We start from the raw sequence: 20,528 nt of genomic DNA on the forward strand, positions 1-20,528 counted from the left end.
CCCTCACGATCCCCCGGGGCCTAGGCTGGTGCAAAGACGGTCGGATACGCAAGTCTCGCTTCAGGAAGCGCCCGCTACTACATTGCAGGGGATGCGCCGGCCTGCCCGGCGCGAGCCATCGGGAGACCGGTTCAGGCAGCTTTGCCTGGACGGCTTGCCCGAACGGACGGAACGCCTTGCCTGCAACTGCCCTGCCTCAGGTGAACACCATGCACTCGAGCGCCAAGCCCCCACGCCCCCTGCCTTCGAACGCACTGTCTTCGAGCGTTCTGCTGCTACGGCGCGGCCGCCAGTCAGTCTTCCTCGTCGCGCTTGCGCTCTCAGTGAGCCTGCCGTCGGCCGCATCCGAACCGGAAACCTACGCAATCGACCCTGTACACACCCGCGTGCTGTTCGCGGTCAGCCACGCCGGCTTTTCCAAGGCAATGGGCACCGTATCGGGCAATACCGGCACGCTCCGTTTCGATCCTGACGACTGGCGCACGGCACGGCTCGACGTTACGGTGCCTGTCGCGCAGATGGACCTGGGTGATGCGAAATGGAACAAGGCGGTACTGGCGGGCAACCTGCTGGATGGGAAGCGCCATCCGCAGGCGCACTTCGTCTCCACGACGGTAGAGCCTGGCGAGTCGAACCACGCGCGGGTCTGCGGCGATCTCACCCTGCGTGGCGTCACCCGACCGCTGTGCCTGGACGTGACGCTCAATGCGCTCAAACGCCATCCGTTGCCGCCGTTCCACCGCACCGCGGGGTTCTCGGCGACGGCCACGTTGAGCCGGAAGGCGTTCGGCATCACCGCGTGGCCGGGAGTGATCGGCGACGAGGTCGCCCTGACGATCGAAGCAGAGGCCGTCCGAAGCAGCCACATGGAATCCTCTGCCACAGCCACCGTTCAAGAGACGTCGAAACCCGAGCCGCCCGCCACCACCGACGAACCGCCGACCGACCCGCCACCGCAGCCGGGGAATCCTGACTGCATCTGCAACGGCCGCGAATCCAATCCGCCCCTACCCGCCTCTACTGATTCGACACCGGACCGTTCGCAGGACTGAACCAACCACTACCCGGACTCCGGGCTTCAATTTCAGGTTCAGCACGCGCCACCGACCATTCCCATTGGCGCCAGACTTCGCGTAACTGCCGCCCGACCATCATCCACCTGCCCTCGAACCTCACAGCCACCGGAGCCATCGATGACCCTCAAGAACACCGACGACCGCTGGGGTTCCGTGAGCCAGCTGCTGCACTGGCTCATCGTGCTGATGATCCTGGGCATGGGCACGGTCGGATTGGTGATGACCGGGATGAAGAACAGCCCGGACAAGATCCAGCTCTACGTGCTGCATAAATCCTTCGGCATCACGGTGCTTGCGCTGGTCGCGCTGCGCCTGGCGTGGCGGCTGTACGCGGGTTCGCCCAAGCCGGTGGCGGGCACGCCGCATTGGCAGGAGCGCATCGCTTCGCTGACCCACTGGGCGCTGTACGCACTGCTCTTCGCGATACCGATCAGCGGCTGGGTGCTCAATTCCGCATCGGGTTTCCCGCTGCGCTGGTTCGGGCTCTTCAACCTCCCGGCGATCGCCGGCAAGAGCCGCGAACTGCACGAACTGGCCGTCGAAGTGCACGAACTGTTGTTCTGGACGCTGATCGCGCTGGCCGTCGTCCATGCCGGCGCGGCGTTCTACCACCACCTGTTCCAGCGCGACGCCACGCTTGCGCGCATGCTGCCGCGTGGCTGGCTCGACTCTTCCCCCAACGAGGAACCCCGTGATGTCGCTTAAGTCCACCCTTCTCGCCGCGACGCTGCTGCTCGGCGCGACACCTGCCTTCGCCGCCGACTACGTGCAGGCGCCGGGCTCGGCGCTGACCTTCGCCGGCACCTACCAGGGCGAGGTATTCACCGGCCGCTTCCCCGGCTTCGTCACCAAATTCTCCTTTGATCCGGCGCAGCTGGCCTCGGCCAGCCTCGACGTCACCATTCCGCTGATGACCGCCAGCACCGGCAACAGCGACTACGATGGCGAGATGCGCGGAACCTCGTTCTTCAATGCCGCCAAGTTTCCGCAGGCGCACTACACGGCTACCAAGTTCCGCGCCCTGGGCGGCAACAAGTTCGCCGCCGACGGCACGCTCAGCCTGCGCGGCGCGAGCAAGCCGGTCACGCTGAGCTTCACCTGGACGCCGGGTGCCAAGCCGGTGCTCGCCGGCAAGGCGACGGTGAAGCGGTTGGACTTCGGCGTGGGCACGGGCGACTGGGCCGATACCGACCTGATCCCGAACGACATCGCGGTCGGCACCAAGGTGATCTTCATTCCCGCCCACCACTAAAACTCACCCCTAGCCAGGAACGAGGCCGCGCGGGCGGCCTGCAATGGCGAACAGCGGTTGTTTGACTCGCCTTCTCCAGTGGGTGACCGCTTCGGACCGGTAATTGGCGCAGCAGAGCTTCGCTCTACAACGACGATTACCGCACCCGGCAGCGCCGAGCCCCGCTCGGCTCCGCACTTACTCAGATAAAGCCGAGCTGTGCTCGGCTCCGCACCCATCACGTCGGCGCGGGCTACGCGACAGACCCCAACCACGCCCGCACGCCATCCACATCGAACGGCCAATCCAGCTCCACCCCGCGCGTCTCATCGCGCAGTACCGGCACGCGGATGCCGTAGCGATCCTCCAGCGTGTCGTCGCCGTCGATGAACACACTTTCGAACTCGGGCGCACGCGCCTGCGCCAGCACGTCGAGCGCGAGGTCGCACAGGTGGCAGTCATCGCGCTGGAACAGGGTCAAGGTCGGCGGCGGCGCGATCATCGGGGTGGCGTCATGAGCAAGTCGAATATCCGGCAGCGTATGGGGCAGGAAGGCTGTGGGCGGCGCGTAGAATAGCGGTCTCCCCCAAGTCTGGCCGACCCGTTCGGCGGAGTCCTGCACACGTGGCTGTCAGCAGTTTCGACCTGTTCAAGATCGGCGTCGGGCCGAGTTCCTCCCACACCGTCGGCCCGATGCGTGCCGCTGCCCGCTTCGTGCAGGCATGGCTGGTCGACCACGGCGACCTGGCGCGCACGGCACGCGTTCGCGCGGAAGTGTTCGGCTCGCTCGCCCTGACCGGGCGCGGCCACGGCACCGACAAGGCTGTACTGATGGGCCTGGAAGGCCACCTGCCCAACGGAATCGATCCGGACCTGATCCCCGCCACGCTCGAGCGCATCCGCGCCAACAAGCGCATCCGCCTGCACGGCGAGCACGAGATCGGTTTCGACGAGAAGCACGACCTCATCATGAACAAGCGGCAGAAGCTGCCGTACCACACCAACGGCATGCGCTTCACCGCGTACGACGCCGCGGGCAACGTGATTGCGACGCGTGATTACTACTCAGTCGGTGGTGGCTTCGTGGTCAACCAGGACGAAGCCGCGGAAGACCGCATCGTCGCCGATACCACCGAACTGCCGTATCCGTTCAACAGCGGCGCCGACCTGCTGGCGCACAGCGAACGCACCGGCCTGCCCATCGCCAATCTCATGTACGCCAATGAGGAAGTCTGGCGCACGCGCGCGGAGATCGATGCCGGGCTGGACGAAATCTGGGCAGCGATGCAGGCCTGCGTCGCTCGCGGCATCCGCGAGAGCGGCACGCTGCCGGGTGGCCTGCATGTCGCGCGCCGCGCACCGGCGCTGTTTGCGGAACTGTCCGTGCGCCCGGAAGCGGCGATGCGCGACCCGCTGACCGTGCTGGACTGGGTGAACCTCTACGCATTGGCGGTCAACGAGGAAAACGCCGCCGGTGGCCGCGTCGTCACCGCGCCCACCAACGGCGCGGCTGGCATCATCCCGTCGGTGCTGCACTACTACGACCGTTTCATCCCCGGCGCCAACCTGCAGGGCGTGCGCGATTTCCTCCTCACCGCCGCAGCCGTGGGCATCCTCTACAAGGAAAACGCCTCGATCAGCGGCGCCGAAGTCGGTTGCCAGGGCGAAGTCGGCGTCGCCTGCTCGATGGCGGCCGCCGGGCTCACCGCGGCGCTGGGCGGCAGCTCGGGGCAGATCGAGAACGCCGCGGAAATCGGCATGGAACACAACCTCGGCCTGACCTGCGATCCGATCGGTGGGCTCGTGCAGATCCCGTGCATCGAGCGCAACGCGATGGGTGCGGTCAAGGCGATCAACGCCTCGCGCATGGCCATGCGCGGCGACGGCAAGCACAAGGTGTCGCTCGACAAGGTCATCAAGACCATGCGCGACACCGGTCGTGACATGCAGGACAAGTACAAGGAAACCTCGCGCGGCGGCCTGGCCGTCAACGTGATCGAGTGCTGATGGCGGAAGTCGCCCTCGCAGGCCAGCACGTCACCGGCCGCAACTGCGGATTGCGGCCGGCGGACAGGCCATCCCGAGCGCACCGAACCGCCGTGCGGTTCCATCCGGGGTGCATCCGGTCCGCGCACCAGCCGAATTTGCGCCTGGCACGGTAGACTCCAGCCATGCCCGGTTTTGCCGCTGATTCAAAACGATTCCTGCTCTGGACCGCGCTGTACTTCGGGTGCGCGGTGCTGGCGTCCTACTTCCTGCGCAACGCGGACGGGGTGACGCTGTTCTGGCCGAGCGCGGGCATCGGCTACGTCTACACCGTGCGCTACGGCCTGCGGCGTGGTGCGGCGATGGTCTTCACCGGCGCCCTGCTCTACCACGCGCTCGTGGCCCATTCGAACCCGTCGTTCATGGTGTACACCGTGGTCGGCAAGACGCTGGCGACGGTAGCCGCCACCTGGTACGTGGTTCGTGGCGGACGCGCCCTGCACATCCGCACCGAGGACGGCATGCGCCTGCTGGGCGGCGGCGTCATCCTCAGCATCGTCAGCGCCGGCATCAGCACGTTCGGCCTTCAGCAGGCCGGCCTTCTTCAGGAACACGGCCTGACCAATGCCTTCTCACGCTGGGTGCTCGGCGACGTGCTGGGTATCGCCGCGATTGCGCCAGGCTTGCTGCTGATGACGACGTCGCGCCTCGCGCGCCATCGCCTGTCGCCCTTCCACGATTCCTCCACCCGCCGCGAACGTGCGTTCTGGCTCGCGCTGCTGGCGACCAGTTTCGTCGCGATCCACAGCCTGGGCGGACGCGGCAACCTGTACATCCTCGGCCTGGTTGCGCTGCCGCAGGTGTTGCTGCTGTGGTCGGCGCTGCGCTTTTCGCCGGTCTGGACGGCAAGCGCCTCCGGCGTGACCGTCATTTACCTGGCCGTGATCACCGGAATGGGCCTGGGGGGATTCCAGGCGCCATCCAGCCTGCTCGACACCACCGTGCTGCTGCTGTTGCTCTGCCTGGTTGCGATCATCCCGGTGATGATGGCGCTCACCGGCCTGGAGCAGCGCACCACCGCCTACGCGCTCTACCAGCGCGCCACGCGCGACACGCTCACCGGCCTGCTCAACCGCACCGCGTTCGAGGAAGAAGCGCGTCGCCGCCTGGCCGCGGACGACACCCCGGCGACGCTGCTCTACATCGACCTGGACAACCTCAAGCTGATCAACGACAGCACCAGCCACGTGGCCGGTGACGACGTGATCCATGCCATCGCCGGCGCGGTCGACGCGACGGTGGGCGACGATGCGGTCCTCGCGCGCACCGGTGGCGACGAATTCGCGATCCTGCTGCCGCGCGGCGAAGCCGGCGCGATAGTCGAAGCGCGCCGCCTGCTCACCGAGATCGAAGCCATCCGCGTCCCCTGGGGCGACCAGGTGCTGACGACCACCGCAAGCATCGGTCTGGTCGCCGCCACGCGCGAGGAACGCGACTACGACGTGTTGTTCTCGCACGCCGACGCCGCGTGTTTTGCGGCAAAGGAACTCGGCGGCAACCGCTACAACGTCTCCTACCCGAGCAGCGACGAGGCCCAGGCGCACAACGCGGTGATGCGTTCGGCGCTGCGCATCCGCGAAGTGCTGGAACGCGAGCAGTTCATCCTCTACTGCCAGCCGATCGTGCCGCTGCACGACACCGGCACGCGCGACATCCGCTTCGAGGTCCTGCTGCGCTGGCGCGAACCCAACGGCACCATCCACGTCCCCGCCGAGTTCATCTCCGCGGCCGAGCGCTTCCGCATGGGCCCGCGCATCGACCGCTACGTCATCGACACGATGCTGCGCTGGCTGGAACGCAACCCGCAGGCGGCCAAGGACGTGACCAGCTGCGGCATCAACCTCAGCGGCGCAACCCTGACCGACGAGCACTTCGCCGACTACCTGGCGACGCGCCTGCGTCGCAGCAGTTTCCCGGCGCAGAACCTGTGCCTGGAGATCACCGAGACGAGCGTCGTGCGCGACCGCAAGCGCGCCCAGCGCTTCATCGCGCAGATGCGCGACCTGGGCTGCCGGTTCGCGCTGGACGATTTCGGCACGGGGTTCTGCTCGTTCGGCTACCTCAACGACCTGGACGTCGATTACCTGAAGATCGACGGCAGTTTCATCCGCGGCGTGGAGAAGTCCGACCTGTCGCAGGCGGTGGTGCGCTCGATCGCCGACATTGCCCACGTGCTGGGCAAGACCACCATCGCCGAGCAGGTGGAAACCGATTCCGAGCGCGTGCGCCTGCAGACGATGAATGTCGATTTCGCCCAGGGCTACCTGTTCGGGCGGCCGCAGGCGATCGAATCGTTCTTCGCGGCGTCCGCGACGACGGCGGCGGCATCGGCGCTGTAGGGCGGGTCTCGACCCGCCGCCGGAGGCCCGCGTCGCCGTCCATCGCAGTTCGCATCCGGGTGCGTGGTTCCAATCCGTCAACCACTTCGCACGCGATGCTGGCGGCGGTTATGGCCCGCCCGGCTGCATGACGAATCCGGCGTGAGGTGAATAGATCGCCCTATCAGCCGTGGCGCAGGCGTCGCCGGTGGCCAGAACGGCGGGTCGAGACCCGCCCTACGCGTTCGCAATGCGCAACGCGTCGTCCAGCAATCCCGCCGCGGTCACTTCCGCGCCCGCGCCGGGTCCCTGGATCACCAGCGGCTGGCTGTTGTAGCGATCCGACCAGATTGCGACGCGATTGTCGGTACCTCCGCCGCCGGCCAGCGGGTGATCGGACGGCAATTTTTCCAGCCCGACGCGCGCCTTGCCTTCGCCGTTCTCGCCTCGCTCCAGCCGGGCGATGAAGCGCAGCCGTTCGCCATTCTTGTACGCGGCCGCGAAGCGCTCGCGCAGCGGCATGTCCAGCGCGGGCAATGCCGCGTCGACCGCATCCGGCGAGAGGATCGCGAGATGGCGCGGCACCAGCGAGGTGACATCGACCGCCTGCGATTCCAGTTCGAAACCAGCAGCGCGGGCAAGGATCACGATCTTGCGACGTACGTCCTCGCCGGACAGGTCGTCGCGGGGGTCGGGTTCGGTGTAGCCGGCTTCGCGCGCCTGTCGCACCAGCGTGGAGAACGGGCGCATGCCGTCGTAGTGGTTGAACAGCCACGCCAGCGAACCGGACAGCACGCCAGCAATGGCATGGATGCGATCGCCGCCCGCCTGCAGCTCGCGCAGGCTGCGCAGCAACGGCAGCCCGGCGCCGACGGTGGCGCTGTCGCCGTAGCGGGTCGCGCCCTGCGCGCAGGCGTCGCGGATTGCACGCCAGCGCGACAGTTCGGTGCCCTGCCCCAGCTTGCAGGCGGTGACGACATGGATGCCGCCCGCAAGCCACTGCGCGTGCCGTTCGGCGACGGCTTCGCTCGCGGTGGCGTCGATGACGATGCGCTTGCCGGTCTCGCCCAGAGACGCCGCGACGTCGTCCAGATCCGAAGGTCGCGGCGAGAGGCTCACCGAATCCGATCGTGCCGCCGAGCGCACGGCGGCATGCACGCATCCCAGCCCGAGTACGCCGCTGGCCTGGCCCGGACACACTCCGGAGTCATCGGCGAGCGCCACGCGCGAATTGGCGATATGGATCAGTTCCAGCCGTGCTCCAAACCGGGTGCCCTGCCAAGCGGCCAAGCGGGCCAATACGGCGCGCCCAACGGTGCCGGTTCCCAACAACGCGATTCTCGCGGGCGCGTTCGGATGTTCGAGACGCGCCGCGCCACGGACCAGCGGCTCATTGGCAGCCGATGCCAGCGATGCGCCCGCCGGCGCCACGGACACCGCGCTCATGTCGCCACGCGTTTGATGTCGCCTTCCACCTGCAGCGCGCGCTCCAGCGCGGCAGCAATGTCGGCCACCAGGTCGTCCGCCAGCTCGATGCCCACCGACAGGCGCAGCAGGCCGTCGCCGATGCCGGCAGCGGCGCGGGCTTCCGGAGACATCGCCGCGTGGGTCATCGTTGCCGGATGCGCGATCAGGCTTTCCACGCCGCCGAGCGACTCGGCGAGGGTGAAGTTCTCCAGCCCGTCGAGGAAGGCACGCACCGCATCGGTACCGCCTTCGAGTTCGACACTCAGCATCGCGCCGAATCCGTCCTGCTGCTTGGCGGCGACGGAATGGCCGGGGTGGCTCTCCAGTCCCGGGTAATGCAGCGTGCGTACGGCCGGATGATCCTTGAGCAGGTCGACCAGCGCCTGCGTGTTCTCCTGGTGCACGCGCAGGCGCGCGTCGAGCGTGCGCAGGCCGCGCAGCGTGAGGAAGCTGTCGAACGGCGAGCCGGTCAACCCGAGCGCGTTCGCCCACCAGGTCAGCTGGTCGTGCTGTGCGCGATCCTTCGACACCACCGCACCGCCGACGACGTCGCTGTGGCCGTTGATGTACTTGGTCGTGGAATGGATGACGAAATCCGCGCCAAAGGCGATCGGCTGCTGCAGTGCGGGCGAAAGGAAGGTGTTGTCGACCACGACCAGCGCACCGGCCTTGTGCGCGGCTTCGATCACGAAGCGCAGGTCGGTGATGCGCAGCAGCGGGTTGGATGGCGTTTCGATCCACACCACTTTCGGCGACTGCGCCAACGCCTGGGTGAGCGCGCGCGGATCGGTGAGGTCGGCCGTGGTCAGTTCGAACGCGCCCTTCTTCGCCAACGCGTTGAACAGGCGCCAGCTGCCGCCGTAACAGTCGTGCGGCACCACCAGGCGCTCGCCCGGCTGCAGCAGCCCGTGCAGCAGCAGCGTGATCGCGCCCATGCCGGTGGCGGTTATCACGCCGCCGGCGCCGCCTTCCAGCTCGGCGAGCGCGTCGCCGAGCAGGTCACGCGTCGGATTGCCGCTGCGGGTGTAGTCGTACTGCCGCTTCTGTTCGAAGCCGGCAAAGCTGAAGTTGGAGGACAGCACGATAGGAGGAGTCACCGCACCGAAAGCGGTGTCGCGGTCGATGCCGGCACGGACCGCGGCGGTACAGCGGCTGGGTGCGTTGGTGCGATTGACGGTCATGCGGCGGCCTCGATCTGGGTCTGGATCTGGATTTGGATGGGGTTGTGCGCCGCCGCAGGCACGGTTGGGTGCAATGCGTCGACGAGGAGGTGATGGACGTCTTCGACCGCCTTCAGGAAGGCGTCGTGGCCGTAGATCGATTCAAGGCGATACAGGCGCGAAGGCGCGCCGAGGCGACGGGCCAGCTCGACCGAGTCCTCCACGGGCACCAGCCGATCCTGTTCAACGCCGACGACGATGACGGGCACCGTGATGTCTTCGGGTTCCAGCGCCTGCAGGTCGATGGATTCGGAAAGGCGCGCATAGGCAACCGGCGAAACCCGCGACGCGTACAACGTGCCGCAATGGTCCAGGTAGTCCTCGGCCGCCACGCGCACCTGTCCATCGACGACACGCGTCGCGCCGAAGCGCTCGGCGAATTCTTCCGGCGTGCGATAGCTCAGGATCGCCAGCTGCCGGGCGAGCGCCAGGCCGGCGCCCAGTGCGACGGCGCGGCGCTGCAGCGCACGCCACGCACTGGAGAAGGGGTGGGCGCGATGCGTACCGCTGATCGCCACCACCTGGCCGACGCGATGGGCGTGGCGCAGGGCGAACTGCAGGCCGACCATCGCGCCGTAGGACGCACCGATGAAGGCTTCGATCCTGTCGATCGACAGCGCATCGAGCACGACGGCGACCGCGTCGGCCTGGTCGGCCGGATCGATCACCGTATCCAGGTCGCCCGCGCAGCCCAACCAGTCGAACGCGACCAGGCAGTGGCGGGTCGGGTCCAGCGCGCGGCCTTCGCCGACTTGTTCCTGCCACCACCCCGCTTCCGGAAACGCCGCACTGGCCGCCAGATGGCGATGCGCGGAGATGCCGCCGGCGATGAACACCGCTGGCAGCGATGCATCGCCCAGGACTTCAAACCGGAGGGTCACCTGGTGCGTGCCGCCGTGGCGCAACGGGAGCGTCGTCTGGACTTCGCCGCGACGCGCCGGGAAGGCGGGCGACCAGGTCGATGCGGGTTCGGCACGTGTAGAAGAGATCGTGTTGGCGTCGAGGCTCATGGCGATGGCTGCGTCCTTGGGGCGTTCTTGGACCGACCATCGAGCCGACAGCTGCACGCGCGCACCGTCAAAGGCGCACGTTGCAACCATCTTTCGGCACCGCAATGCGGCGCCGCAGGAGTTGGCACCTTCCTGCTCCAGTAAAGGAGTCGGAGGTTGCCCCGGCGTCTAAGGGCCTGTCCCTCAGCCGGTCTCGATGGATTGGCGGCCAGTCTGCCGACCCTTCTGCACGCATGTCAATCTCTCCATGCCGATAGAGAGATAAAGTTATAAGCGATCACGGTCCGGGCATAAGGGGCGGCGGCCGGAGGACCTGACCGCGCCTACGCGGCAAACCTGCCGACGCCCTCCCAAAGTCGGCGTCACCGATGCGACCGGACCCGTCGCATCGGCCATACCGGTCCGCATACACTTCGGCCATGAGCCCACGTTTCCTGACGGCGGCCGCGCTGGCCGCCCTTCTGACTGCCTGCGCCACCGCCCCTCGCCCCACCACCCCGCCGCCGGTCGCCCCGGCGCCGCAACTGCGTACCGTGGTGGAGAGCTACGTCTCGGCGGAAACGCCGGCTGAAGAACTCGATTCGCTGGCCACCTGGCCGACGCCGGACGGCAAGACGTGGCTGATCGCTACCGGCAAGTCCAGCCACCGCCTGGTGGTGTTCGACGCCGATACGGGCGAGCAGCTGCGCACCGTCGGCGGCGAGGGCAAGGAGCCGGGCCAGTTCAAGCGCCCCAACGGCATCGCCGTGCAGGGGGACCTGCTGTTCGTGGTCGAGCGCGACAACCATCGCGTGCAGGTGCTGCACCTGCCTGACTTCGCGCCACTCGCCACGTTTGGCGAAACCGAGCTGCGCAGCCCGTACGGCATCTGGATGACCGAGAAGGAGCCGGGCGAGTACGAGATCTACGTCACCGACAGCTTCATGTACGGCCAGAAGTTCGACATCGTCCCGCCGTTCGACGAGCTCAACCAGCGCGTGCGCCGTTACCGCGTTTCCTTCGACCAGGACGGCGGCATGCGCGCGCAGTACGCCGGTTCCTTCGGCGACACGCATGAGGACAGCGCGCTGCGCATGGTCGAATCCATCGCCGGCGACCCCGAGAACGACCGCATGCTGGTTGCCGACGAGGACCGCCGCCACCTGTCCACGCTGCGCGAATACACCTTCAGCGGCCGCTACACCGGGCGCAGCCTGCCGCAGGACGCCTTCGGTGCCGAAGCCGAGGGCGTCGCGCTGTGGTCCTGCCCGGATGGCAGCGGTTACTGGATCGCCGTGGACCAGCTGGCGCCGCTGACGATCTTCCATCTGTTCGACCGCGTCACCCTGCAACCGGCCGGCAGTTTCCAGGGCGCGACCACCGCGCGCACCGACGGCGTCGCACTGCATGCGGCGGCGAGTGCCGGCTTCCCCGGTGGCGCGCTTTTTGCCGTGCATGACGACAAATCCGTCACTGCTTTCGACCTGCGCGATGTGGCACGATCGCTGGGACTGAAACAAAGCTGCACGCAGTGAGGGGAAGCGTCGTGTCCGCGGGATCTGCGCGCCTGGTCGTCGCATCGTGCATCGCCGTGCTGCTGGTCGGCGCGGCCTTCGGTGCGCACGCATCAAAGATCTACAAATGGACCGACAAGAACGGCGTGACCCACTACGGGGACAACGCGCCGGACAGCGCCAGCCCGGCGGTGAAATCGGGATCGGTCAAGATCATTCCCGTCACCGCCGAACCACGCGCCGTCGCCCGCCTGCGCCTTGAGCCCAAGGGGTCGCGCTATCTCGCCTTTGCCGACAACAACCTGGCCGGCCCCATCGAAGTGATGCTGCAGGCACGTGGTGGCGCCGTCGATGCCGACCCGCCGTTGCCCGCGCGCGCGACCGTCCCGGCGAACGGCACCACGCTCGTCGCGGTGCTGGATGGCTCGCGCGGCGGCGAGGTACTGATGGACAGCCTGCCGGGCGATCCGACCGCTCGACCGCGCGACGTCGAATACCGCCTGCCGTTGCAGCAGAACTACTTCCGCATCGACCAGGGCTTCGGCGGCGGCTTCAGCCACAACGACCTGCAGAACCGTTACGCCGTCGACTTCGCGGCCGACATCGGTACGCCGGTGCTCGCCGCACGCGAAGGCGTGGTGATGCAGGTTGAGAACGACTTCGAGAAGGCCGGCCTGAACCGCGAGAAGTACGGCGGCCGTGCCAACTTCATCCGCATCCTCCACGACGACGGGACGATGGCGCTGTACGCCCACCTGCGCGAGGAAGGCGCCCTGGTCCGCGTAGGCCAACGCGTGCGCGCCGGGCAGCAGATCGGGCTGTCGGGCAACACCGGCTTCACCACGGGGCCGCATCTGCATTTCGTGATCCAGGTGAATCGCGGGATGAAGCTGGAATCGCTGCCATTCCGCATGAGCGGGCCGAACGGGCCGCTGCGGATCGCCGGCGGCCTGGGGAACTGACGTCCGGCCGGCCGGCCACGACAGGACAAGGCCGTCCACTCCATATGCGCCGCGCCTGCGGCCGACAATGGCAAACCACGAGCGCCTGCTTCACCACCGCCCCGCCGCCGCCGCGCCCCGAAACGCATCCAACCCGGTCCCACCAACGCTTTCGCCTATAATCCCGCCCTTCCCCGCTCCACGACGCGCCTGCCCGGCGCGCCGCCGCCATGTCCGACGTTTCCACCGAAGCCCAGCGCCGCCGCACGTTCGCGATCATCTCGCACCCCGACGCCGGCAAGACCACGCTCACCGAGAAGCTGCTGCTGTTCGGCGGTGCGATCCAGATGGCCGGCTCGGTCAAGGGCCGCAAGGCCGCACGCCACGCGACGTCCGACTGGATGGCGCTGGAAAAGGAACGCGGCATCTCGGTGACCTCGTCGGTGATGCAGTTCCCGTACGAAGGCCGCATCGTCAACCTGCTCGACACACCCGGCCACGCCGACTTCGGCGAGGACACCTATCGCGTGCTCACCGCGGTCGACTCCGCGCTGATGGTCATCGACGTGGCAAAAGGCGTCGAAGAACGCACGATCAAGCTGATGGAGGTGTGCCGCCTGCGCGACACGCCGATCATGACCTTCATCAACAAGCTCGACCGCGAAGGCAAGAATCCGATCGACCTGCTGGATGAAGTCGAGAGCGTGCTGGGCATCCAGTGCGCGCCGATCACCTGGCCGATCGGCATGGGCCAGCGCCTCAAGGGCACGGTGCACCTCATCACCGGCGAAGTGCACCTGTTTGAGCCGGGTCGCAACTTCACCCGCCAGGATTCGACGATCTTCGCATCGCTCGACGACCCGGGCCTGGAAGCGCGCATCGGCGCGGCCATGCTGCAGGAGCTGCGCGACGAACTGGAACTCGTGCAGGGCGCCTCGCACCCGTTCGATCCTGCCGCGTATCTCGCAGGAAAGCAGACGCCGGTGTTCTTCGGTTCGGCGGTCAACAACTTCGGCGTGCAGCTGCTGCTCGACTTCTTCGTCGACCACGCGCCCTCGCCCCGACCGCGCGCCACCACCGGCCGCGAAGTCGCGCCGTACGAACAGCCTCTGTCCGGCTTCGTGTTCAAGATCCAGGCGAACATGGATCCGCAGCACCGCGACCGTGTCGCGTTCATGCGCATCTGTTCGGGCAAGTTCAGCGCCGGCATGAAGGCGTTCCATCCGCGCACCGGCAAGGAAGTGAAGCTGGCGAACGCGCTGACCTTCATGGCCAGCGATCGCGAGATCGCCGAGACCGCGTGGCCGGGCGACGTGATCGGCATCCACAACCACGGCACGATCTCGATCGGCGACACCTTCAGCGAAGGCGAGAAGATCAGCTTCACCGGCATCCCCAACTTCGCCCCGGAACTGTTCCGCCGTGCGCGCCTGCGCGATCCGCTCAAGCTCAAGCAGCTGCAGAAGGGCCTGGCGCAGTTGTCGGAAGAAGGCGCGACGCAGTTCTTCCGCCCGCTGATGTCGAACGACCTGATCCTCGGCGCGGTCGGCATGCTGCAGTTCGACGTCGTCGCTTATCGCCTGAAGGACGAGTACGGCGTGGACGCGAGCTTCGAGGCAGTCAATGTCGCCACCGCCCGCTGGATCAAATGCGGCGACGCGAAGAAGCTCGAGGAATTCCGCGACAAGAACGCGATGAACCTGAGCCTGGACGCGGCGGGCCAGCTGGTCTACCTCGCACCGACCCGGGTCAACCTGCAACTGGCGCAGGAGCGCGCCGCCGGCGTCGAGTTCCTGGCCACGCGCGAGCACGCCCACGCGGTGTCCATCGACTGATGGCGAAAGGCTGACGGCGATGGGAGAAATCCGCGACCGCCTGGCGCAATGGTGGCGCTACCTCGCGGGCAAGCGCAGCGAGTTGGCCGCGCTCGACCACAAGGACGCCTACATGGCGAAGGTCGTGCTCGACATCCACCGCCTGCGCAGCCACAAGCAGCAGGCGATGGTGCCGCTGTCGGCGCTGCAGCCGATCCACCGGATCGACCGCGAGGCGGCGCGTGCGCAGACCCACGCCCGCGCGCGGGCACTTTCGGCACGCCGCGGAGAACTGCTGGCGCTCGGACGCCTGGACCTGGCCACGCTGGGCGAAATCATCCCATCGGTCTCGCAGATCAAGGTCGTCCGCGATGGCGATTGCTGGCTGGCTTACGAAGGCAACGGTCGGCTCTACGCGATGCACGAGGCATTCGGTGGGGACGCTACCCTGCTGGTGGAGGTCGAGGAGTACCACTTCCCTTCGCCGCGCAAGGTGATCCGGCGCCTGCGTCGGGTGCGGCGCCTGAACGGATTGGAGTGACGCCAACACCGCGAGCGGAGGGCGCATACCCGCCGTTGAGCAAATGCTCCAGACTGCCGGGCGACTCTGGGCCCATGGATAGTCAGGACATGATCGCCACTCGCCACGGACCGCAAGCGAACGTGCAGGCGCCCATCACGGGACACGACGCTGCGGAAGAAATGGCCAACGCATGGACCCACGGCCTGGGCGCAGCCGCGGCATTGGCCGGCGGCGCGGTGCTCATCGTGCTGGCGGCGCTGCGCGGCGATGGCTGGCAACTCACCGGCGCGGTCGTATTCGGCCTCTGTCTGCTATTGCTGTATGTCGCCTCGACCCTGTACCACGCGATCCAGCATCCGACCGCAAAGGCACGCCTCAAGGTCTTCGATCATTGCGCGATCTACCTGCTGATCGCGGGCACCTACACGCCGTACACGCTGATTGGACTGCGTGGCCCGGTGGGCTGGTGGCTGCTCGGTGCGATCTGGACGCTCGCCATCGCCGGCGTCGTGTTCAAACTGTTCTTCACCGGCCGCTTCAAGCTGCTGTCCACCGCCATCTACGTCGCGATGGGCTGGCTGGTGCTGTTGGCCATCGTGCCGGTATTCCGCGCGCTGGATGCCTGGACCTTCGGCTGGCTGCTCGCCGGCGGCGTCTGCTACACGCTTGGCACGGTGTTCTACCACCGGCCGTCGCTACGCTATTCCCACGCGGTCTGGCACATGTTCGTGATCGCAGGCAGCGTGTGCCACTACGTCTCGGTCTTCGAACAGGTCGCGCCCAGCCGCTGATCCTCGCGGTCCACGCTTCCGCACGCCTCAGACCTGCGCACGGCCCAGGCCTCCACACAGCCCACGCCGGACCAGTTGCTCAACTGGCGATATACCGCTGCAGCTGGTCGAGTTCCACCTGCTGGTCCTCGATCACGGCCTTGACCAGGTCGCCGATCGACACGACGCCGAGCACTTCGCCGTGGTGCACTACCGGCAAATGGCGGATGCGCTGCTGGGTGACGATCTGCATGCAGTGTTCGGCATGGTCGTCCAGGCTGACCGTGATGACGTCGGAGGTCATGATGTCGTGCACGGGCGTGTCTGCGGAGGATCGGCCCTGCAGCACGATCTTGCGTGCGTAGTCTCGCTCGGAAAGGATGCCCACCAGCCGCGTCCCCTGCATCACCAGCACCGCGCCGATGCGTTTTTCCGCCATCAGGCGGATGGCGTCGATGACCGCTGCGTCGGGATCGATCGCGTAGATCTCAGACGCTTTCGCTTCGAGCAGTTGGCGCACGGTACGCATGGCTCTCTCCTTCGATGGCGGCTGCCTGTGAGGATACTCCTGCAGACGGCTGCCAGGCGTCCACCAGGTAGAGCGGACGCTGCTTGGTTTCCTCGTAGAGGCGACCGAGGTATTCGCCGATCAATCCGAGCGCGATCAGCTGCACGCCACCCAGGCCCAGGATCACCGCCATCATGGTGGGCCAGCCCGCCACCGGGTCGCCCCACAGCAGCGCCTTGAGCACGACCCACAGCGCGTAGAGGAATGCCACGGCCGCGGTCAGCAGTCCCAGGTAGGTCGCCAGCCGCAGTGGCGCTGTGGAGAAGCTGGTGATGCCTTCGAGGGCGAAATTCCACAGGCGCCAGAAGTTGAATTTGCTTTCGCCGGCGCTGCGGGCGTCGCGGCGATAGGGAATGGCGACACTGTTGAAGCCGATCCAGCCGAATAGCCCCTTCATGAAACGGTGGCGTTCGCGCAGTTGCCGCAGCGCGGCCAACGAACGCGGCGACAGCAGGCGGAAGTCGCCAGTGTCAGCAGGCACGGGCGTACGCGAGAGCCGGCCGATCACGCGATAGAACGCATGCGCGGTGCCGCGCTTGAGCCAGCCCTCGCCTTCGCGCTCGACACGGGTGCCGTGGACGTCGTCGTAGCCTTCTCGCCATTTGGCGACGAACTGCGGGATCAGCTCGGGGGGATCCTGCCCGTCCGCGTCCAGGATCAGCGCGGCGCCCCCGTCGACGTGGTCCAGACCGGCCGTCAGCGCCGCTTCCTTGCCGAAGTTGCGCGACAGCCGGATCAGGCCGACGCGCCGGTCGCCCGCGGCTATTTGCTGCAGCACGGACCAGGTCGCGTCGCGGCTGCCGTCGTCGATATACAGCACGCGACCATCGACATCGGCCATGCCATCCAGCACCGCGGCGAGGCGCGGATGCAGCAACGGGAGGGCGTCGGCCTCGTTGAAGGCGGCGATGACGAGGGTCAGGCGGTCGCGGGTCATGGGCACATGGTAGCGGCGATTGTGCGTTTGCCTCGTGGGGCGGAGAAGGGACCCGATACCTGCAGTGCCCGACGCGCTTTCACTTGGAGACGTAGGCAATCTCGCAGCGCTCCGCTTGACACAATTCGATATTTCCGGAAATATCGAATCATGGATACCAATCTTGCCCTTGAAGCCCTTCGCGCCCTCGGCCAGGCACACCGCCTGGCGGCTTTCCGCGCACTAGTAGAAGCGGGCCCGAACGGGCTGGCCGTCGGCGAACTGCGCGAGCGCCTCGACCTGCCGGCCGCGACCCTCACTGCCCACCTCAACACGCTGCGCGCCGCAGGACTGGCGGTGGACGAACGCGAAGGCCGCGTGATCCGGGTCCGCGCCGATTTCGAACGGATGAACGCGCTGATCGCCTACCTCACGGAGAACTGTTGCGGCGGCGCGCCCTGCGTACCCGCATCCCCCACTGATTGCCGGAGCTGCTGACATGAGCCAACGCTTCCATGTACACGTCCACGTTGCCGACCTGGATCAGAACATCCACTTCTACTCGCAACTGTTCGGCGCGCAGCCAACCGTGACCAAAGTCGACTACGCCAAATGGATGCTCGAGGACCCGCGCATCAACTTCGCCATCTCCACCGGCAAATCGGATGAACTTGGTATCGCCCATCTGGGCCTGCAGGCGGACACCCCCGATGCGCTGCGCGCAATCGGCGAACGGTTGCAGGCCGCGGACGCGGTGACACTGGCGGAAGCGGGCACCACGTGCTGCTACGCGCGCTCGGACAAATTCTGGGCCGAAGATCCGCAGGGCGTGCGCTGGGAAACCTTCCACACGCACGGAGAAGCCACGACCTACTTCGCCGATCCCGCAGGCGTCGCCGTGGAGCGCGACACCTGCTGTGGCCCGACCGCGTCATCGCCATCGCTCGGCAACACATGCGCGCCGGTGTGCGGCGTGCCCGCGGCCAAGCAGGTCGTGCCTGCGGGCGGTAGTGCCTGCTGCTCCTAGGCAACCCTGCTGCTCCCAACGGGACGCCCTGTACCGCGTACCCACACTTTCGATCCATCCCGAGAACCAGACGTGCCGCGCAAGCGGCACCCAACAAAGACACATCCGCCATGACCGAACCTGCTTTCAACGTCCTGTTCCTGTGCACCGGCAACTCCGCACGCAGCGTGATGGCCGAAGCCCTGCTCGCCGTGCTCGGCAAGGGACGCTTCAACAGTTACAGCGCCGGCAGTCATCCCAGTGGCCGCGTGCAACCAATGGCAGCCGATCTCGCCGCGAAGATCGGCTTCGACACCGCCAACCTGCGCAGCAAGAACTGGGACGAATTCTCCACGCCCGACGCGCCACGGATGGACCTGATCATTACCGTCTGCGACAACGCCGCCGGCGAAAGCTGTCCGTTCTGGCCAGGCCATCCGGCAACCGCACACTGGGGCGTTGCCGATCCCGCGGCGCTCGAAGGCGATGAAGCCACCCGTCGACATGCCTATCTCGAAGCGTTCTCCGTGCTGCGCAGGCGCGTCGAACTGCTGGTGGCGCTGCCGATGGAAAAACTCGATCAACTCGCATTGCAGGGCAAAGCGCGCGAGATCGGCGAGCAGGGCATCGAGGGCGAGGCGACCTCCGCATGAGTTCGGGCCGCATCTTCGCTGCTGAACTGCTTGGCACGTTGTTGTTGCTGGCGATCGTGGTCGGCAGCGGCATCATGGGCGAACGCCTGGCCGACGGAAACGTCGCCATCGCGCTGCTGGCCAACGCCGCCGCGACTGCCGGCGGCCTGTACGTGCTGATCGTGTTGCTGGGCCCCGTATCCGGCGCGCACTTCAATCCGGCGGTAACCCTCTCAATGCGCCTGCATGGGAAGCCGCTGCCCACCGCCACCTGGGTCTACCTCGTCGCGCAGGTCACAGGCGCAGTGCTGGGCGTGTGCCTGGCGCACGCGATGTTCGACCTGCCGTTATGGCAACCCGGCACGCACGAGCGAAGCGGCTTGGCGCAGGGCCTGAGCGAAACCGTCGCGACGTTCGGCCTGCTGCTGACCATCCTGCTCGGTGTCCGCTTCCGGGAACGCGCTGTGCCGGCGCTGGTCGCCAGCTACATTTTCGCCGCGTACTGGTTCACCGCGAGCACGTCGTTCGCGAATCCGGCGGTGACGTTGGCGCGTTCGCTCACACGGACATTCGCCGGCATCCGCCCGATGGACGCACCACTGTTCATCGTGGCGCAACTGGTGGGCGCGGCGCTGGCCGTGCTGTTCGCGCGGTGGTTGCTGGCTGCTCCAGGCAATGCCGAAGCGGCCATCGATCAGTCGAACTGTTCGAGGAACCCAACGCCGCCCATGTAGCGCATCTGCCGCTGGATCTGGTTGCTGCGGCGCTCCACGAACGGGCCCGGACGCGCCACGCTGTAGCGTCGCGGCGCAGGCAACACCGCGGCCAGGCGCGCGGCCTCGGCAGCGCTGATGTGCTTCGCGTCCTTGCGGTAGTACGTACGCGAAGCAGCCTGCACGCCATACACGCCGTCACCGAGCTCAACCGTGTTGACGTACACCTCGATGATGCGGCTCTTGGGCCAGAGTGTCTCGATCAGCATCGTGTACCAGACCTCCAGGCCCTTGCGCGCCCAACGCGTGATGCCCTGCCCACGCCACAGGAACAGATTCTTCGCGGTCTGCTGGCTGATCGTGCTCGCGCCGCGCAGGCGTTGCACCGGCTTGTTGCGCTTGCGCGCGCGTTCTTCGGCACGCTCGTTGTGCGCGCGCGCCTTCTCGATCGCCTTGAAGTCGAAGCCGTGGTGCGTGGGGAAGTTCTGGTCTTCCGCCGCGATCATCGCGAGCGGCGCGTTGCTGGAGATGTCCTCGCGATCGCGCCAGTCGTAGGCGATGCGGAAACCGAAGTCGCCACTGCCCCAGGCTTCCAGCTGGCGCGCCACCATGAAAGCGGAAAACGGCGGGTCGACGAACCGCAGCACCACCACCTGCAACACCGTGAACGCCATCACCAGCAGCGGAATGCGCCACCACCAACGGCGCACGCGGGCACCCCATTTCGAGGCCGGAGGCGTGGCGCCCGGCGCGGTTTCATCGGTCATACTCTTGAGGGCGCCCC

The 20,528-nt window shown here is 67.1% G+C and carries 21 protein-coding genes and 1 riboswitch; of the genes, 14 read left to right on the plus strand and 7 right to left on the minus strand.

The window, feature by feature from the left end:
- Window positions 1-209: 209 nt before the first annotated feature.
- From ACYVD7_RS00710 to ACYVD7_RS00720, 3 genes are all read left to right on the plus strand, one after another.
- Window positions 210-1,052 (plus strand): YceI family protein, encoded by an 843-nt coding sequence (locus tag ACYVD7_RS00710; protein ID WP_460758111.1) that lies wholly within the window; start codon window positions 210-212, stop codon window positions 1,050-1,052.
- 141 nt (window positions 1,053-1,193) lie between these two features.
- Window positions 1,194-1,781 (plus strand): cytochrome b, encoded by a 588-nt coding sequence (locus tag ACYVD7_RS00715; protein WP_460758112.1) that lies wholly within the window; start codon window positions 1,194-1,196, stop codon window positions 1,779-1,781.
- Window positions 1,771-2,328 carry a YceI family protein gene (locus tag ACYVD7_RS00720; RefSeq protein WP_460758113.1) on the plus strand — a complete coding sequence of 186 codons (558 nt, stop codon included), beginning with the start codon at window positions 1,771-1,773 and terminating at the stop codon, window positions 2,326-2,328. Before ACYVD7_RS00715 ends, ACYVD7_RS00720 begins: the two co-directional genes overlap by 11 nt.
- 232 nt (window positions 2,329-2,560) lie before the next feature.
- Here ACYVD7_RS00720 and ACYVD7_RS00725 read toward each other — a convergent pair whose 3' ends face one another.
- Entirely contained in the window at window positions 2,561-2,809 is a 249-nt protein-coding gene (locus ACYVD7_RS00725; protein ID WP_460758116.1) for a glutaredoxin family protein, read from the minus strand.
- Window positions 2,810-2,931: 122 nt separating this feature from the next.
- On the opposite strand from ACYVD7_RS00725, the gene ACYVD7_RS00730 reads away from it, so the two are divergent.
- Both ACYVD7_RS00730 and ACYVD7_RS00735 read left to right on the plus strand, forming a co-directional pair.
- Window positions 2,932-4,314 (plus strand): L-serine ammonia-lyase, encoded by a 1,383-nt coding sequence (locus ACYVD7_RS00730; RefSeq protein ID WP_460758117.1) that lies wholly within the window; start codon window positions 2,932-2,934, stop codon window positions 4,312-4,314.
- A 164-nt stretch (window positions 4,315-4,478) separates the two neighbouring features.
- Window positions 4,479-6,692: a putative bifunctional diguanylate cyclase/phosphodiesterase gene (locus ACYVD7_RS00735; RefSeq protein WP_460758120.1), complete on the plus strand. Its 2,214-nt coding sequence runs from the start codon at window positions 4,479-4,481 to the stop codon at window positions 6,690-6,692.
- A 216-nt stretch (window positions 6,693-6,908) separates the two neighbouring features.
- Here ACYVD7_RS00735 and ACYVD7_RS00740 read toward each other — a convergent pair whose 3' ends face one another.
- From ACYVD7_RS00740 to metX, 3 genes are read right to left on the minus strand one after another with little or no spacing between them, the layout of a single operon-like run.
- Window positions 6,909-8,117 carry a homoserine dehydrogenase family protein gene (locus ACYVD7_RS00740; protein WP_460758122.1) on the minus strand — a complete coding sequence of 403 codons (1,209 nt, stop codon included), beginning with the start codon at window positions 8,115-8,117 and terminating at the stop codon, window positions 6,909-6,911.
- Window positions 8,114-9,319, minus strand: coding sequence for an O-succinylhomoserine (thiol)-lyase (locus ACYVD7_RS00745; RefSeq protein WP_460758124.1), 1,206 nt, complete (start codon window positions 9,317-9,319; stop codon window positions 8,114-8,116). The genes ACYVD7_RS00740 and ACYVD7_RS00745 overlap by 4 nt, the downstream gene beginning before the upstream one ends.
- Window positions 9,316-10,368 carry a homoserine O-succinyltransferase MetX gene (gene metX / locus ACYVD7_RS00750; protein ID WP_460758125.1) on the minus strand — a complete coding sequence of 351 codons (1,053 nt, stop codon included), beginning with the start codon at window positions 10,366-10,368 and terminating at the stop codon, window positions 9,316-9,318. The genes ACYVD7_RS00745 and metX overlap by 4 nt, the downstream gene beginning before the upstream one ends.
- An 83-nt stretch (window positions 10,369-10,451) precedes the next feature.
- Window positions 10,452-10,571: riboswitch (SAM riboswitch) on the minus strand.
- Between the two features lie 216 nt (window positions 10,572-10,787).
- Here metX and ACYVD7_RS00755 point away from each other — a divergent pair.
- The 5 genes from ACYVD7_RS00755 to trhA all read left to right on the plus strand — a co-directional run bounded on the left by ACYVD7_RS00755 (window position 10,788) and on the right by trhA (window position 15,930).
- Window positions 10,788-11,882 carry an NHL repeat-containing protein gene (locus ACYVD7_RS00755; protein WP_460758128.1) on the plus strand — a complete coding sequence of 365 codons (1,095 nt, stop codon included), beginning with the start codon at window positions 10,788-10,790 and terminating at the stop codon, window positions 11,880-11,882.
- Between the two features lie 11 nt (window positions 11,883-11,893).
- Complete coding sequence (locus ACYVD7_RS00760; protein WP_460758130.1) at window positions 11,894-12,823, plus strand: peptidoglycan DD-metalloendopeptidase family protein; 930 nt, start codon at window positions 11,894-11,896, stop codon at window positions 12,821-12,823.
- A 209-nt stretch (window positions 12,824-13,032) separates the two neighbouring features.
- On the plus strand, window positions 13,033-14,637 hold the full coding sequence (locus ACYVD7_RS00765) for a peptide chain release factor 3 (protein ID WP_460758131.1): 1,605 nt from the start codon (window positions 13,033-13,035) through the stop codon (window positions 14,635-14,637).
- Between the two features lie 19 nt (window positions 14,638-14,656).
- The gene (locus tag ACYVD7_RS00770) at window positions 14,657-15,157 is read left to right on the plus strand and encodes a hypothetical protein (protein ID WP_460758133.1); all 501 of its coding nucleotides are present in this window, start codon (window positions 14,657-14,659) and stop codon (window positions 15,155-15,157) included.
- Window positions 15,158-15,246: 89 nt separating this feature from the next.
- Entirely contained in the window at window positions 15,247-15,930 is a 684-nt protein-coding gene (trhA, locus tag ACYVD7_RS00775; protein ID WP_460758136.1) for a PAQR family membrane homeostasis protein TrhA, read from the plus strand.
- Window positions 15,931-16,009: 79 nt separating this feature from the next.
- Here trhA and ACYVD7_RS00780 read toward each other — a convergent pair whose 3' ends face one another.
- Together ACYVD7_RS00780 and ACYVD7_RS00785 are read right to left on the minus strand one after the other, a co-directional pair.
- Window positions 16,010-16,438: a CBS domain-containing protein gene (locus tag ACYVD7_RS00780; protein WP_460758138.1), complete on the minus strand. Its 429-nt coding sequence runs from the start codon at window positions 16,436-16,438 to the stop codon at window positions 16,010-16,012.
- A complete protein-coding gene (locus tag ACYVD7_RS00785) occupies window positions 16,398-17,414 on the minus strand; it encodes a glycosyltransferase family 2 protein (protein WP_460758141.1) in 1,017 nt (338 codons plus the stop codon). The genes ACYVD7_RS00780 and ACYVD7_RS00785 overlap by 41 nt, the downstream gene beginning before the upstream one ends.
- A gap of 150 nt (window positions 17,415-17,564) precedes the next feature.
- Between ACYVD7_RS00785 and ACYVD7_RS00790 the strand changes: the two genes are divergently transcribed.
- The 4 genes from ACYVD7_RS00790 to ACYVD7_RS00805 all read left to right on the plus strand — a co-directional run bounded on the left by ACYVD7_RS00790 (window position 17,565) and on the right by ACYVD7_RS00805 (window position 19,765).
- A complete protein-coding gene (locus tag ACYVD7_RS00790; RefSeq protein WP_460758143.1) occupies window positions 17,565-17,891 on the plus strand; it encodes an ArsR/SmtB family transcription factor in 327 nt (108 codons plus the stop codon).
- Between the two features lies 1 nt (window position 17,892).
- Window positions 17,893-18,420: an ArsI/CadI family heavy metal resistance metalloenzyme gene (locus ACYVD7_RS00795; RefSeq protein ID WP_460758145.1), complete on the plus strand. Its 528-nt coding sequence runs from the start codon at window positions 17,893-17,895 to the stop codon at window positions 18,418-18,420.
- A 110-nt stretch (window positions 18,421-18,530) separates the two neighbouring features.
- Window positions 18,531-19,052 (plus strand): arsenate reductase ArsC, encoded by a 522-nt coding sequence (locus ACYVD7_RS00800; protein ID WP_460758147.1) that lies wholly within the window; start codon window positions 18,531-18,533, stop codon window positions 19,050-19,052.
- Window positions 19,049-19,765, plus strand: coding sequence for an aquaporin (locus ACYVD7_RS00805; protein WP_460758149.1), 717 nt, complete (start codon window positions 19,049-19,051; stop codon window positions 19,763-19,765). Before ACYVD7_RS00800 ends, ACYVD7_RS00805 begins: the two co-directional genes overlap by 4 nt.
- Here the strand turns inward: ACYVD7_RS00805 and mtgA are convergent.
- A complete protein-coding gene (mtgA, locus tag ACYVD7_RS00810) occupies window positions 19,726-20,511 on the minus strand; it encodes a monofunctional biosynthetic peptidoglycan transglycosylase (RefSeq protein ID WP_460758151.1) in 786 nt (261 codons plus the stop codon). The genes ACYVD7_RS00805 and mtgA overlap by 40 nt on opposite strands.
- Window positions 20,512-20,528 lie beyond the last annotated feature (17 nt).

This window comes from Lysobacter fragariae (genome assembly GCF_054779775.1).

Coding starts and splice junctions, on each gene's coding strand:
- ACYVD7_RS00795 (WP_460758145.1), top strand. CDS start 17,893: ATGAGCCAACGCTTCCATGTACACGTCCACGTTGCCGACCTGGATCAG.
- ACYVD7_RS00765 (WP_460758131.1), top strand. CDS start 13,033: ATGTCCGACGTTTCCACCGAAGCCCAGCGCCGCCGCACGTTCGCGATC.
- ACYVD7_RS00725 (WP_460758116.1), bottom strand. CDS start 2,809: ATGATCGCGCCGCCGCCGACCTTGACCCTGTTCCAGCGCGATGACTGC.
- ACYVD7_RS00740 (WP_460758122.1), bottom strand. CDS start 8,117: ATGAGCGCGGTGTCCGTGGCGCCGGCGGGCGCATCGCTGGCATCGGCT.
- ACYVD7_RS00755 (WP_460758128.1), top strand. CDS start 10,788: ATGAGCCCACGTTTCCTGACGGCGGCCGCGCTGGCCGCCCTTCTGACT.
- trhA (WP_460758136.1), top strand. CDS start 15,247: ATGATCGCCACTCGCCACGGACCGCAAGCGAACGTGCAGGCGCCCATC.
- ACYVD7_RS00805 (WP_460758149.1), top strand. CDS start 19,049: ATGAGTTCGGGCCGCATCTTCGCTGCTGAACTGCTTGGCACGTTGTTG.
- ACYVD7_RS00780 (WP_460758138.1), bottom strand. CDS start 16,438: ATGCGTACCGTGCGCCAACTGCTCGAAGCGAAAGCGTCTGAGATCTAC.
- ACYVD7_RS00785 (WP_460758141.1), bottom strand. CDS start 17,414: ATGACCCGCGACCGCCTGACCCTCGTCATCGCCGCCTTCAACGAGGCC.
- ACYVD7_RS00710 (WP_460758111.1), top strand. CDS start 210: ATGCACTCGAGCGCCAAGCCCCCACGCCCCCTGCCTTCGAACGCACTG.
- ACYVD7_RS00800 (WP_460758147.1), top strand. CDS start 18,531: ATGACCGAACCTGCTTTCAACGTCCTGTTCCTGTGCACCGGCAACTCC.
- ACYVD7_RS00735 (WP_460758120.1), top strand. CDS start 4,479: ATGCCCGGTTTTGCCGCTGATTCAAAACGATTCCTGCTCTGGACCGCG.
- ACYVD7_RS00790 (WP_460758143.1), top strand. CDS start 17,565: ATGGATACCAATCTTGCCCTTGAAGCCCTTCGCGCCCTCGGCCAGGCA.
- ACYVD7_RS00720 (WP_460758113.1), top strand. CDS start 1,771: ATGTCGCTTAAGTCCACCCTTCTCGCCGCGACGCTGCTGCTCGGCGCG.
- ACYVD7_RS00745 (WP_460758124.1), bottom strand. CDS start 9,319: ATGACCGTCAATCGCACCAACGCACCCAGCCGCTGTACCGCCGCGGTC.
- ACYVD7_RS00715 (WP_460758112.1), top strand. CDS start 1,194: ATGACCCTCAAGAACACCGACGACCGCTGGGGTTCCGTGAGCCAGCTG.
- metX (WP_460758125.1), bottom strand. CDS start 10,368: ATGAGCCTCGACGCCAACACGATCTCTTCTACACGTGCCGAACCCGCA.
- ACYVD7_RS00770 (WP_460758133.1), top strand. CDS start 14,657: ATGGGAGAAATCCGCGACCGCCTGGCGCAATGGTGGCGCTACCTCGCG.
- mtgA (WP_460758151.1), bottom strand. CDS start 20,511: ATGACCGATGAAACCGCGCCGGGCGCCACGCCTCCGGCCTCGAAATGG.